The 12,546-nt window shown below is 70.0% G+C and carries 11 protein-coding genes and 1 pseudogene; 7 read left to right on the forward strand and 5 right to left on the reverse strand.

The window, feature by feature from the left end; genetic code table 11:
- Positions 1–8: 8 nt before the first annotated feature.
- Positions 9–1,181: an FAD-binding oxidoreductase gene (locus A5692_RS01065; RefSeq protein ID WP_068051204.1), complete on the forward strand. Its 1,173-nt coding sequence runs from the start codon at positions 9–11 to the stop codon at positions 1,179–1,181.
- A gap of 11 nt (positions 1,182–1,192) precedes the next feature.
- Positions 1,193–2,083, forward strand: a complete 891-nt coding sequence (locus tag A5692_RS01070) for an aldose 1-epimerase (protein ID WP_068051206.1) — start codon at positions 1,193–1,195, stop codon at positions 2,081–2,083.
- Here A5692_RS01070 and A5692_RS01075 read toward each other — a convergent pair whose 3' ends face one another.
- The 4 genes from A5692_RS01075 to dnaK are packed head-to-tail and all read right to left on the reverse strand — an operon-like array spanning position 2,084 to position 6,190.
- On the reverse strand, positions 2,084–2,470 hold the full coding sequence (locus A5692_RS01075) for a heat shock protein transcriptional repressor HspR (RefSeq protein ID WP_068051237.1): 387 nt from the start codon (positions 2,468–2,470) through the stop codon (positions 2,084–2,086).
- On the reverse strand, positions 2,470–3,648 hold the full coding sequence (gene dnaJ, locus A5692_RS01080; protein WP_068051208.1) for a molecular chaperone DnaJ: 1,179 nt from the start codon (positions 3,646–3,648) through the stop codon (positions 2,470–2,472). The genes A5692_RS01075 and dnaJ overlap by 1 nt, the downstream gene beginning before the upstream one ends.
- A gap of 50 nt (positions 3,649–3,698) precedes the next feature.
- The gene (gene grpE, locus A5692_RS01085; protein ID WP_068051210.1) at positions 3,699–4,334 is read right to left on the reverse strand and encodes a nucleotide exchange factor GrpE; all 636 of its coding nucleotides are present in this window, start codon (positions 4,332–4,334) and stop codon (positions 3,699–3,701) included.
- Complete coding sequence (gene dnaK / locus A5692_RS01090) at positions 4,331–6,190, reverse strand: molecular chaperone DnaK (RefSeq protein WP_068051212.1); 1,860 nt, start codon at positions 6,188–6,190, stop codon at positions 4,331–4,333. Before dnaK ends, grpE begins: the two co-directional genes overlap by 4 nt.
- Positions 6,191–6,442: 252 nt before the next feature.
- Between dnaK and A5692_RS01095 the strand changes: the two genes are divergently transcribed.
- Positions 6,443–7,891 (forward strand): amino acid permease, encoded by a 1,449-nt coding sequence (locus A5692_RS01095; RefSeq protein ID WP_068051214.1) that lies wholly within the window; start codon positions 6,443–6,445, stop codon positions 7,889–7,891.
- On the opposite strand, the gene A5692_RS01100 is transcribed toward A5692_RS01095, so the two are convergent.
- Positions 7,888–8,451: an NTP transferase domain-containing protein gene (locus A5692_RS01100; protein ID WP_231984137.1), complete on the reverse strand. Its 564-nt coding sequence runs from the start codon at positions 8,449–8,451 to the stop codon at positions 7,888–7,890. The genes A5692_RS01095 and A5692_RS01100 overlap by 4 nt on opposite strands.
- Positions 8,452–8,501: 50 nt before the next feature.
- Here A5692_RS01100 and A5692_RS01105 point away from each other — a divergent pair, with 50 nt between their 5' ends.
- The 4 genes and pseudogenes from A5692_RS01105 to A5692_RS29620 form a co-directional block, all read left to right on the forward strand.
- Complete coding sequence (locus A5692_RS01105) at positions 8,502–10,850, forward strand: xanthine dehydrogenase family protein molybdopterin-binding subunit (protein ID WP_068051218.1); 2,349 nt, start codon at positions 8,502–8,504, stop codon at positions 10,848–10,850.
- Positions 10,847–11,734, forward strand: coding sequence for a xanthine dehydrogenase family protein subunit M (locus A5692_RS01110; protein WP_068051220.1), 888 nt, complete (start codon positions 10,847–10,849; stop codon positions 11,732–11,734). The genes A5692_RS01105 and A5692_RS01110 overlap by 4 nt, the downstream gene beginning before the upstream one ends.
- Complete coding sequence (locus A5692_RS01115) at positions 11,727–12,212, forward strand: (2Fe-2S)-binding protein (RefSeq protein ID WP_068051222.1); 486 nt, start codon at positions 11,727–11,729, stop codon at positions 12,210–12,212. Before A5692_RS01110 ends, A5692_RS01115 begins: the two co-directional genes overlap by 8 nt.
- Positions 12,213–12,316: 104 nt before the next feature.
- Positions 12,317–12,546: pseudogene (locus A5692_RS29620) on the forward strand (hypothetical protein); the annotation flags it as partial.

A 12,546-nucleotide genomic window follows, 5' to 3' on the forward strand; every position in this document is an offset into this window, starting at 1 on the left:
CGGGCCCCGTGGGGCTCGAGGACACCGACGCGTTGCGGGTGCTGCGCGATGCCTTCGCGCAGGAGGACTCGGGGCCCGGCAACGAGCTGGTGCGCCGGTTCTACACCCACTGGTTCGGCCTCGACGTCTCGGTGCGCGACCTGTTCCCGCCCGAAATGGGCGGACAACGGGCCGCTTTCGCGCACGCCATGCACTGGGTGTACGGCGAACTCGTCGCCCAGCGCGCCCAGGAACCGGTGGCCTTCCTCGCCCAGCTCGGCCGGGACCACCGCAAATACGGTGTGCTGCCGGAGCATTACGACACGTTGCGCCGCGCGTTGCTGTCGACGTTGCGGACCCAGCTCGCTGGCGCCTGGACCGACGCCGTCGACGACGCGGCCCGCCAGTCGCTCAACCTCATCACCGGCGTGATGAGCGGCGCCGCGGCCGCGGACGAGGGGCCCGCGTGGTGGGACGGCACGGTGATCGAGCACATGCGGGTGTCCCGCGACCTCGCGGTGATCCGGCTGCAGCTCGACCGGCCGATGGACTACCACCCGGGCCAGTACGTGAATGTTCAAGTCCCGCAATGCCCGCGCCGCTGGCGCTACCTGTCCCCCGCCATCCCGGCGGACCCGGGCGGCGGCATCGAGTTCCACGTCCGCGTGGTCCCCGGCGGCCTGGTCAGCACCGCCATCGTCGGCGAGACGCGGCCCGGTGACCGGTGGCGGCTGTCCAGCCCGCACGGCGGCCTGCGGGTCGACCGGGAGGGCGGCGACGTCCTGATGGTCGCCGGAAGCACCGGGCTGGCGCCGCTGCGGACGCTGATCATGGACCTCAGCCGATACGCGGTGAACCCACGGGTGCACCTGTTCTTCGGGGCGCGCTATCGATGCGAGCTCTACGACCTGCCGACCCTGTGGCAGGTGGCCTCGCACAATCCGTGGCTGTCGGTCTCGCCGGTCTCGGAGTACAGTGCCGACCCCGCCTGGGCCGCCGACTATCCCGACGTCACGCCGCCGCGCGGCCTGCACGTGCGCCAGACCGGCCGGCTCCTCGATGTGGTGACCAAATACGGTGGGTGGGGCGACCGGCAGATCCTGATCTGCGGCGGCCCGGCGATGGTGCGGGCCACCAAGGCCGCGCTGATCGCCAAAGGCGCTCCGCCGGAAAGCATTCAGCACGACCCGCTGTCGAGGTGAGTGGAGGAAGCATGCGCGTCGTCACCCTGCGCGACCCGGCCTCGCCGGTGGCCGCGGAATTCGTGCCCGAAGCCGGCATGATCGGCACCTCGCTCAGCGATGCCGGCGTGGAGCTGCTGGGACAGCGGCGCGGGCTGGATGCCTACGTGACGGCGGGCAAGACGATGGGCATCCCGATCCTGTATCCCTGGGCGAACCGGTTGGGCGCGAACACCTATACCGCCGAAGGCGTGACGGCGACGCTGACGCCGGGTGAGAACGGCGTCCGCGCCGACCCCAACGGGCTGCCTATCCACGGTGTGCTGGCCGGCCACCCGGGCTGGCGGGTGGTCAGCGAAATGGGCGGCGAGTTGATCGCCGAGCTGGATTTCAGCGCCGATCCCCAACTGTTGGCCAGCTTCCCGTACCCGCATGTGCTGACGGTATCCGCCCGGCTGGCCGAGCGGACGTTGACGGTGCGCGCCACGGTGACCGCCACCGGCGCCCACCCGGTCCCGCTGTGCTTCGGGTTTCATCCCTACCTGCGCCTGCCGGACGTGGCCCGCCCCGAGTGGGTGATCGAGACGCCGCCGCTGCGGCGCCTGCGGCTGGACGACCTCGGGCTGCCGACCGGCGAATCCGAACCCCGGGCGGCGCTGTCGGAACCATTGGGGGACAAGGCTTTCGACGACGCCTACGACCAGGTGCCCGACGGCGCGGTGTTCGCGGTGTCGGGCGGCGGCCGGCGGCTTCAGGTGCGCTTCGAGCGGGGGTATCCGGCGACGCAGATCTTCGCGCCCACCGCCGAGGACGTCATCTGCTTCGAGCCGATGACCGCACCGACGGACGCCCTGCGCCGCGGCGGCTACCGCCGCGCGCGGCCGGGCGAGCCTGCGGTCGCACAGTTTTCGATCCGGGTCTGATCAGCCGCGCGTTCTGCGCGGCTGCCACACCACCACGGCGGTGCTCTTGGGCACCACCGCCAGATCGCGGCGCTGGCCGGTGCGGACCTGCGCCAGCTCCTCGGTGAGCTCCTGCACGCGGGCCTGCAACGCCTCGACCTGGTTGGTCAGCTCGATGATGCGTTTGATGCCGGCGAGGTTGACGCCCTCGTCCTGGGACAGCCGCTGCACCTCACGCAGCAGGTCGACGTCGTGCTCCGAATAGCGCCGTCCGCCACCGGAAGTGCGGCGCGGGCTGACCAGGCCGAGGCGATCGTAGGTGCGCAGGGTCTGGGCGTGCATGCCGGCCAGCTCGGCGGCCACCGAGATCAGGAACGTCCGGGACTCCTCCCGTGAATTCTTGGCCATCAGCGATTGCCCGCCCATCCCGCTCGCGGATCGAACCCGCTGGCCCGCTCCGCGGCCGCGTACGCCTCCAGCGCCTCGGCCGCGGCGCCCTCCACGTTCGGCGGCACGGCGACCTTGACAGTGACCAACAGGTCCCCGTTGCCGCCGCTGCGCTTCGGGACGCCCCGCCCGCGCACCCGCAGGATGCGGCCGTCGGAGGTGCCCTTGGGCACCCGGACACCCACCTTGCCGTCCAGCGTGGGCACCGAAATCGTTGAGCCCAAAGCCAATTCGGTGAAGCTGACCGGAACGGTCACGGTGAGGTCGTCGCCGTCGCGGCCGAACACCTTGTCCGGCCGCACGTGCACGGTGACGTACAGGTCGCCCGACGGCGCGCCGCGCAGGCCGGCCTCGCCCTGTCCGGGCAGCCGGATGCGCTGCCCGTCCTCGACGCCGGGCGGGATCCGCACGTTGATGGTGCGGGTGCGGGTGGTGACCCCGGTGCCCTTGCACTCCTCGCAGGGGTGCTCGATGATCGAGCCGCTGCCCCGACAGTCGGTGCACGGCTCGGAGAACCCGAACGCGCCCTGGTTGCGGCTGATCACGCCGGAACCGTTGCAGGTGGGGCACACCTTCGGGCTGGTGCCCGGCCGTGCCCCGCTGCCATGGCAGTTGGTGCACGGCGCCGGGCTGGTCAGCCGCAACGGCATCGCCACGCCCTTGGCGGCCTCGACGAAATCGAGCTGCGTCTCGGTCTCCAGGTCGTTGCCGCGCCGCGGCCGGCTGGGACGCGCGCCGGCGCCCCGCCCGAACAAGCCGCCGAACAGGTCACCGATGTTGGCGCCGCCGCTTCGGCCCGCGGCATCGAACAAGTCGTTCAGGTTGAACTCGGCGCCGTCACCACCGGCACCGAACCCGCCGAAACCGCCCGCGTCGAACCGGCGTCCGCCGAAACCGCCGCCCGCGAAGAGGCGGCGGGTTTCGTCGTACTCCTTGCGCTTGGCCGGATCCGACAACACGTTGTGCGCCTCGGAGACGGCCTTGAATCGCTCGCCGGCGGCGGGATTGTCGGGATTGGCGTCCGGATGCAAGTCGCGCGCCAGCTTGCGGTAGGCGCGTTTGATCTCTTCGGGACTGGCGTCAGAGGAGACGCCCAGCTCCTTGTAGAAGTCCTTTTCGACCCATTCTCGCTGGGCCATGTCGCGTCACCCCCTCCCACCTTTCTGTTGTGTTGTGCTGATTGTGTGGTCTATTCACCGGACGCGCCGGGGTTATCGTCCGATTCGGCCGGCCCGGCCGCCGCGGCACCCTCGTCCGCGACTGTGTCGATGACGCCGACCAACGCATGCCGCAGGACCTGGTCGCCCAGCTTGTAACCCTGCCGCATGACCGTGCCGATCACCGGCTTGGAGCCGTCGCCGCCGTCGCCCTCGTGCTGCACGGCTTCGTGCAACACCGGGTCGAAGTCCTCGCCTTCGGCGCCGAACGCCGTCAGGCCGAGCCCGGTCAGCGCGCCGTCGAGCTTGTCGGCCACCGACTTCAGCGGCCCGGACTCCAGGTCGCCGTGCTTGCGCGCCCGCTCGAGATCGTCGAGCACGCCCAGCAATTGGCTGACCACGGCGGCCTTGGCTCGGTCGGCCGCGGCCTGTTGGTCGCGCAGCGCACGCTTGCGGTAGTTGGCGAAGTCGGCCTGGACCCGTTGCAGGTCGGCGAGCAACTCGGTGGCCTTGCCGGCCTCCTCGGGGCTTTCGCCGGCGAACTCGTCGGCCGGCGCCGCCTCGCCCGACGTTGCGCCGGGCGAGGCGTGCCGTACTTCACCGGTCTGCGGGTCGATCCGCCGCTTGTCGGTGACGGTCACCTGCTCCTGTGGATTGCCTTCGGTCACTTGGACTCCCGGTCGTCGTCGACCACCTCCGCGTCCACGACGTCGTCGGCGGAACCGGACGGGCCGCCGGCTGCGCCGGCCTCCGCGCCACCTGCGGCCTGAGTGGCCTCATAGATGGCCTGGCCGAGAGCCTGGGACTCCTGGCCCAGCTTCTCCATCGCCGCCTTGATCGCGGAGATGTCGGTGCCGCCCAGGGCCGTCTTGGCCTCGGCGATCGCGCCGTCGACCTTGGACAGCGTCTCCTCGGGAACCTTCGACCCACCCTCGGCCTCGCGCTGGTCCTTGACGAACTTCTCCGTCTGGTAGACCAGCGATTCGGCCTGGTTGCGGATGTCGGCCTCCTCGCGACGCTGGCGGTCCTCCTCGGCGTGCGCCTCGGCATCCTTGATCATCCGGTCGATCTCCTCCTTGGACAGGCCGGAGCCCTCCTGGATCTTGATCGTGTTCTCCTTGCCGGTGCCTTTGTCCTTGGCGGTGACGTGCACGATGCCGTTGGCGTCGATGTCGAAGGTGACCTCGATCTGCGGGACGCCGCGCGGGGCCGGCGGGATGCCGGTCAGCTCGAAGGAGCCGAGCAGCTTGTTGTGCGAGGCGATTTCGCGCTCACCCTGGTAGACCTGGATCTGCACCGACGGCTGGTTGTCGTCGGCCGTGGTGAAGGTCTCCGACCGCTTGGTGGGGATCGTGGTGTTGCGTTCGATGAGCTTGGTCATCACGCCACCCTTGGTCTCGATACCCAGGCTCAGCGGCGTGACGTCAAGCAGCAGAACGTCTTTCACCTCGCCCTTGAGCACACCGGCCTGCAGCGCGGCGCCCACGGCCACCACCTCGTCGGGGTTGACGCCCTTGTTGGGCTCCTTGCCGCCGGTGAGCTCCTTGACCAGGTCGGTCACCGCGGGCATGCGGGTGGAACCACCCACGAGCACCACGTGGTCGATCTCGGACACCGAGATGCCGGCGTCCTTGATCACCGACTGGAAGGGCTGACGGGTGCGGTCCAGCAGGTCCTGCGTGATGCGCTGGAACTCGGCGCGGGTCAGCTGCTCGTCGAGGAACAGCGGGTTCTTGTCCGCGTCGACCGTGATGTAGGGCAGGTTGATCGAGGTGCTCTGCGAACTCGAGAGCTCGATCTTGGCCTTCTCGGCGGCCTCACGCAGCCGCTGCATCGCCATCTTGTCCTTCGTCAGGTCGATGCCGCTGGTGCCCTTGAACTTGTCGACCAGCCATTCGACGACGCGGTCGTCCCAGTCGTCGCCACCGAGGTGGTTGTCACCGCTGGTGGCGCGGACCTCGACCACGCCCTCGCCGATCTCGAGCAGCGAGACGTCGAAGGTGCCGCCGCCCAGGTCGAAGACCAGGATGGTCTGTTCCTTCTCGCCCTTGTCCAGGCCGTACGCCAGCGCGGCCGCGGTGGGCTCGTTGACGATGCGCAGCACGTTCAGGCCGGCGATCTGGCCGGCCTCCTTGGTCGCCTGGCGCTGGGCGTCGTTGAAGTACGCCGGCACGGTGATGACGGCGTCGGTGATGTCCTCACCCAGGTACGCCTCGGCGTCGCGCTTGAGCTTCATCAGCACGCGGGCGCTGATTTCCTGCGCGGTGTATTTCTTGTCGTCGATCTCGATGGACCAGTCCGTGCCCATGTGCCGCTTGACCGAACGGATGGTGCGGTCGACGTTGGTGACCGCCTGGTTCTTGGCGGGCTGGCCGACGAGCACCTCACCGTTGCGCGCGAACGCGACGATGGACGGGGTCGTCCGGGAGCCCTCGGAGTTGGCGACGACGACGGGGTCGCCGCCCTCGAGAACTGCGACGACGGAGTTGGTGGTCCCGAGGTCGATACCGACCGCACGAGCCATAGTGATTCCTCCTGATTGAGTAGAGCTTCTTTGGTGCCACTATGCTGAGTGAACCCCGCTCAAGACTGCTCTTGTCGCCACCATGGTGTCAACCCAGCATTGAGTGTGGTTCGCTCAACTTGTCGATCATGCTAACGGCGTCCGTCGCCGTCTTGTTCCCGGGGGTGCGTGGGGGTGCGGCGACTGAGCGAGCGGGCGGGCGCATCGGTGGGTTAGCCTGAGCCGTTCCCGGAGCCGACACGGCAGGACTCAATGCCACCGCAAGACAGCGCCGCCGCGCGGCTCACCCGCGAAGAGTCGGGCTATCACAAGGGCCTGAACAACCGCCAGATCCAGATGATCGGTCTCGGCGGCGCCATCGGAACCGGCCTGTTCCTCGGCGCCGGCGGAAGGCTCGCGTCGGCGGGACCGGGCTTGTTCCTGGTGTATGGGATCTGCGGCATCTTCGTCTTCTTGATCCTGCGAGCCCTCGGCGAGCTGGTGCTGTACCGCCCGTCCTCGGGATCCTTCGTGTCCTATGCCCGTGAATTCTTCGGCGAGAAGGCCGCTTTCGCCGCGGGCTGGTTGTATTTCCTCAACTGGGCGATGACGGGGATCGTGGACACCACCGCGATCGCGCACTACTGCCACTACTGGACGGCGTTTCAGGCCGTCCCGCAGTGGACGCTGGCGTTGGTCGCGTTGGTCATCGTGCTGGCGATGAACCTGATCTCGGTCAAGCTGTTCGGCGAGCTGGAGTTCTGGGCCTCGTTGATCAAGGTGCTCGCGCTGGTGACGTTCCTGGTCGTCGGCACGGTCTTTTTGGTCGGACGCTTCAAGGTCGACGGTCATGACCCCGGTGTGGCGCTCTGGGATAGCCACGGGGGCCTGCTGCCGGCCGGCTTGCTGCCCCTGGTGCTGGTCACCTCGGGGGTGGTGTTCGCCTATGCCGCGGTCGAGCTGGTCGGCATCGCGGCCGGGGAGACCGCGAATCCGCACAAGATCATGCCCCGGGCGATCAACTCCGTGGTGTTTCGCATCGCGATCTTCTATATCGGGTCGACGGTCCTGCTGGCCCTGCTGCTGCCGCACACCGCCTACCGGGACCACGTGAGCCCGTTCGTCACCTTTTTCTCGAAGGTCGGCTTCGGCGGCGCGGGCAGCGTGATGAACCTCGTCGTGCTCACCGCCGCGCTGTCCAGCCTGAACGCCGGGCTGTACTCCACGGGCCGCATCCTGCGGTCCATGGCGATCAACGGCAGCGGCCCGAAGTTCACCGCGCCCATGACGAAGAACGGCGTGCCGTACGGCGGGATCCTGCTCACCGCCGTTGTCGGCCTGCTGGGCATCGTGCTCAACGCCGTCAAACCCAGCCAGGCGTTCGAAATCGTGCTCCACATCGCGGCCGTGGGCGTCGTGGTGGCCTGGGGGACGATCGTCGCGAGCCAGCTGCGGTTCTACCGGCTGTCCCGCGCCGGGACGGTGCAACGGCCGCACTTCCGGATGCCGCTGGCGCCCTACAGCGGCTACGTCACGCTGGCCTTCCTGGCCGGCGTCCTGGTCATGATGTTGTTGGACAAGGTCCAAGGGCCGTGGCTGCTCGGCGCGATGGCCGTCGGCATTCCCGGACTGATCGTCGGTTGGTACCTGGTCCGTCATCGGGTGCACGCCGCCGCCCAAGACGCCGCGCTGCCGGCCGTCGACCCGCCCGCGGCGGCCTAGGGCTCGTCGATGTCGCGACCGCCGGCCAGATCCGCGCAGTCGACGAGCTCGACGTCGTGCCGGGTGCGCAGGTAGGCGCCGGCGCCCTGATCGCCGGAGATGCGCGAGAGGACCTCGGGCCAGTGCCGGCGCGCGATCACCACCGGGTGCCCCGGCCGGTCGCCGAACACGGCGCGGGCCAGGCCGCTGCTGGACCCCACCGCGTGGTCTACGACTCGTGCCACCACGGCGGGGCCGACGTCGGGGGTGTCGATGACGTGCAGCACCGCGTAGTCCGCGCGCATGCGGTCGGCCTGGTCCAGGCCGGCGCGCACCGAGGCGCTCAGCCCCGCGCGCCACTCCGGCGCGAGGATCGCCGTGACCCCGGCCGGGGCGGGGACCTCGACGGCGCCCAGGACCAGGACGACGCCGGCACAGCCGCCGTCCTGCAACGCGTCCACCGCGGCCTCGAGCCAGCCGTCGACCAGCACCTTCGGCTTGCCATAGCGGCTTCCGGCGCCCGCGGCCAGCAGCACCCCGACGATGTGCGGCGCCGGGCCGATAGACTGCGATAACGTCACTCTCATATGATGACATTGAGCTTCTCGCCCAGCGACAATGATGGAGCGCAATGACCCAGGACGTGCAGGCGACCGCGGCCGGCCCCGCCACCCCGGCGCCCCGGTACGCCGGCACCCGCGTCCAGCGGGTGGAGGACGGCCGGCTGCTGACCGGCCGCGGCAGCTTCGTCGACGACATTTCGCGGCCCGGGATGCTGCACGCCTGCTTCGTGCGCAGCCCGTTCGCGCGGGCGCGGATCAACGGCATCGACGCCTCGGCGGCCCTGGCGCTGCCCGGGGTGCGTGCGGTGTTCACCGCCGCCGATCTCAACCCCGACGTCCGCGAGGCGTGGCATGCCGTCGCCGGCAAGGACGTCCCGGACACCCCGCGTCCGCCGCTGGCCGAGGGCGAGGCCAAGTTCGTCGGCGACCCGGTCGCGCTCGTGGTCGCCGAAAGCCGCTACCTCGCCGAGGACGCCCTGGAACTCGTCGACGTCGACTACGAGCCGCTGCCCGCGGTCACCGACTTCACCCGCGCGCAGGACTCCGAGGTGCTGGTGCACGACGCCTACCCGAACAACGTCGCGGGCGGCATGGGTGGGGCCCCGCCGGACGAGGAGCTGTTCGCCAACGCGCCGTGCGTGGTCAAAGAGCACATCTACCAACAGATCTACGCGCCGGTGCCGATCGAGACCCGCGGCCTGGTGGTCGAATGGACCGCCGGCACCGGGGAACTCACGATGTGGGCGTCCACCCAGACCCCGCACGAACTGCGCGCGTTCTGCGCCCGGCTGTTGGGCATTGCGGCGCAACGGGTTCGGGTCATCATGCGCGACACCGGCGGCGGGTTCGGCCAGAAGGTCGTCCCGATGCGCGAGGACATGTGCATCATGCTGGCCGCCCGCAAGGTGCCGGCGGCGCTGAAGTGGATCGAGGACCGGCGCGAGAACCTGATGTCGGCCGGGCAGGCCCGCCACGTCGACGGCACCGCGCGCATGGCGTTCGACGCCGAGGGCAACATCGCGGCGGCGGACATCGACTTCGTCCAGGACATCGGCGCCTACCCGACGCCGTACCCGGTGCTGACCACGGCCGCCATCGGCATGTTCTTCCCCGGCCCCTACCGGGTGCCCAAGGCCAGCTTCAACTACAAGACGGTCTTCTCCAACACCAGCGGCCTGGCCGCCTACCGCGGCCCGTGGCAGTACGAGACGCTTGCGCGCGAGATCCTGCTCGATATCGCCGCCCGCAAGCTGCACGTCGACCCGGTCGAGCTGCGCCGGCGCAACCTGTTGCGCCGCGACGAGATGCCCTACGTCAACCCCAACGGCATGCCGTATGACCACGTCGCCCCGATCGACACGTTCGAGCAGGCGGTGAAAATCCTTGACCACGAAGGCTTTCGGAAGGAGCAGGCCGAGGCGCTGGCGCAGGGCCGCTACCTGGGCCTGGGCTTCTCGGCCTACATCGAGCCCACCGGCGCGGCGACCGGGCACCTGGCCACCGAAGGCGCCACCATGCGCATGGAACCGACCGGCAAGATCAACGTCTACGTCAACGGCGGCTCGAGCGGGAACAGCATCGAGACCACCGTCGTGCAGCTGACCGCCGACGCGCTGGGCGCCGACATCGACGACGTGGCCACCATCCAGGGTGACACCGCGATCACCCCGTACGGCGCCGGGACGCAGGGCAGCCGCAGCGCGCCGATGACCGCGGGCGCCGTCGCCGAGGCGGGCGCCGTCCTGCGCGAGAAGATCGTGGCGCTGGCCGCGCACCACCTGAAAGTGCCTGAGGCGCACGTGGATCTGGCGTTCTCGGTCGCCAGCGTGCGGGACGACCCGGCCAGGTCGGTGTCGTTCGGCGAGCTGGCCTACGTGGCCTACTACTCGCCGCAGCAACTGCCGCCGGGGCTGTCGACCAACCTGGAGGCCACCGCCCGGTTCAACTCCACCAATCCCATCCACTGGTCCAACGCGACGCACGCGTGCACCTGCGAGGTGGACGTGGTGACGGGCAAGGTGACGCTGCTGCGCTACATCGTCAGCGAGGACGTCGGCCCCATGATCAACCCGTCGGTGGTGGAAGGCCAGATCGCCGGCGGGACGGTGCAGGGCATCGGCGGCGCCCTGATGGAGGACATGGTCTACGACGACGACGGCAATCCGCTGGCAACGACTTTCGTCGACTACCTGCTGCCCACGGCCACCGAGGTGCCGCCGATCGAGTTCGGGCACGTCGAGATCCCCGGGCCGGGGCCGGGCGGCTACAAGGGCGCCGGCGAGGGCGGGGCCATCGGCTCGACCCCGGCGGTGATCAACGCCATCAACGACGCGCTGGCACCGCTGGGTGTGACGGTCACCCGGCTGCCGGCCAGCCCGGCGTCGATCGCCGCCCTGCTGGAGCGGGGTGAACGATGAAACCGGCCGCATTCGAATACCACCGTCCCGACACCCTCGACGACGCCGTGAGCCTGCTGGCCGAACTGGGCGATGACGCGAAGATTCTGGCGGGCGGTCAGAGCCTGGTGCCGATGCTGGCGATGCGGCTGGCCTACTTCGACCATCTCATCGACATCTCCCGGCTGCCCGAGCTGCAGGGCATCGAACGCAGGGGCGACGAGCTGTGGATCGGTGCGGGCACCACGGAGGCGACCGTGGGCGCTGACGACCAAGTGCGCCAAGCGGTTCCGTTGTTGACCCGGGCGACGCCGTTCGTCGGGCATTTCCAGATCCGCAACCGCGGCACCCTTGGTGGGTCGATCGCCCACGCCGATGCCGCCGGCGAGTACCCGGCCGCGGCACTGACGCTGGACGCGGTGATGGAGGTCGCCTCGCCGCGCGGGAGCCGCGAGCTCGCGGCCGCCGACTTCTTCGCCGGGGTATGGGAGACCACCATGGATTCCGACGAGGTGCTGACCGGGGTGCGATTCCCCGTGTGGGACGGCAGATCGGGGTTCGCGGTGGAGGAATTCTCGCGCCGGCACGGCGATTTCGCGATCGCGGGCGCGCTGGTCGCCGTCCAGCTGGACGACCGGGATCGGGTGTCGCGCTGCGCGATCGGGCTGCTGGGCATGGGGTCCACGGTGCGCCGCGCGACCGCGGCCGAGGTGGGGGCGGTGGGCAGGCCCGTCGCCGAGCTGGTGCCCGAACAGATCGGCGAGGCGGCCATGAGCGGGCTGGACGACGTTCCCAACGACCTGCAGGGCTCGGCGCCGTACCGGCTGCAGGTGGGCGCCGCGATGGCCGCGCGCGCCTGGACACGAGCGACAGCCGAAGCAGCGACGGGGGCAAGCGATGCGTGAACACCCAATCGAACTGTCCGTCAACGGGACTCCGGTCACCGCCACCGTCGAACCGCGGATGACGCTGGCGGACTTCCTGCGGGAAAGGTGCGGGCTGACCGGCACCCACCTGGGCTGCGAGCACGGGGCGTGCGGGGCGTGCACGGTCCTGCTGGACGGGGAGGCCGTGCGTTCGTGCCTGATGTTCGCGGTGCAGGCCGAGGGGGCGGAGGTGACGACGGTCGAAGGCGTCGCCGCACCGGACGGCACCCTGTCGCCCGTGCAGTCGGCGCTGCGGGAGTGCCACGGGCTGCAATGCGGCTTCTGCACCCCGGGTTTCGTCATGTCGCTGACCGCGCTGCTGCGCGACAATCCCGACCCCAGCGATCACGAGATCCGCGAGGGCCTGTCGGGCAACTTCTGCCGGTGCACCGGTTACCAGGGCATCGTGGCGGCCGCCCGCCGGGCCGCCGAGACCCAGTCGGTCACGCCGCGATAAAGCTTCCCCATCGGGGCGGCATCATAGGCGCGCGGCTGCCCGGAGTTTCGCCACTTCCCGCGTAATCTGATTTCCCGGTATCGGGTGATCAGCGGGAGTGATGCGTGCGGTTTTCGCAAAGGGCACGGTGGAGCCTTGCCGGTGGATCCCTACTGATCGCGCCCGTGCTGGTCAGCCCCGCACTGATCGACGCCTGTTCCACCACCGTCGCCGGCCGGCCGGTCGCGGCGCCGGGGGCCGGCCCGGTCGAACCCTCGTTCCCCACACCCAGGCCGACCGCGGCCCCCGCCCCCCCCCACCCCCCACCCGCCGCCCCGCAGCCGCCCCGCCCCGC

The organism is Mycobacterium sp. E342, assembly GCF_001667665.1.
Lineage (GTDB): Bacteria > Actinomycetota > Actinomycetes > Mycobacteriales > Mycobacteriaceae > Mycobacterium.

Bases quoted from the DNA above. Each gene is read 5' to 3' on its own strand.
- dnaJ (WP_068051208.1), bottom strand. From the start codon at position 3,648: ATGGCCCAGCGAGAATGGGTCGAAAAGGACTTCTACAAGGAGCTGGGC.
- A5692_RS01075 (WP_068051237.1), bottom strand. From the start codon at position 2,470: ATGGCCAAGAATTCACGGGAGGAGTCCCGGACGTTCCTGATCTCGGTG.
- A5692_RS01110 (WP_068051220.1), top strand. From the start codon at position 10,847: ATGAAACCGGCCGCATTCGAATACCACCGTCCCGACACCCTCGACGAC.
- A5692_RS01095 (WP_068051214.1), top strand. From the start codon at position 6,443: ATGCCACCGCAAGACAGCGCCGCCGCGCGGCTCACCCGCGAAGAGTCG.
- dnaK (WP_068051212.1), bottom strand. From the start codon at position 6,190: ATGGCTCGTGCGGTCGGTATCGACCTCGGGACCACCAACTCCGTCGTC.
- A5692_RS01105 (WP_068051218.1), top strand. From the start codon at position 8,502: ATGACCCAGGACGTGCAGGCGACCGCGGCCGGCCCCGCCACCCCGGCG.
- A5692_RS01070 (WP_068051206.1), top strand. From the start codon at position 1,193: ATGCGCGTCGTCACCCTGCGCGACCCGGCCTCGCCGGTGGCCGCGGAA.
- A5692_RS01115 (WP_068051222.1), top strand. From the start codon at position 11,727: ATGCGTGAACACCCAATCGAACTGTCCGTCAACGGGACTCCGGTCACC.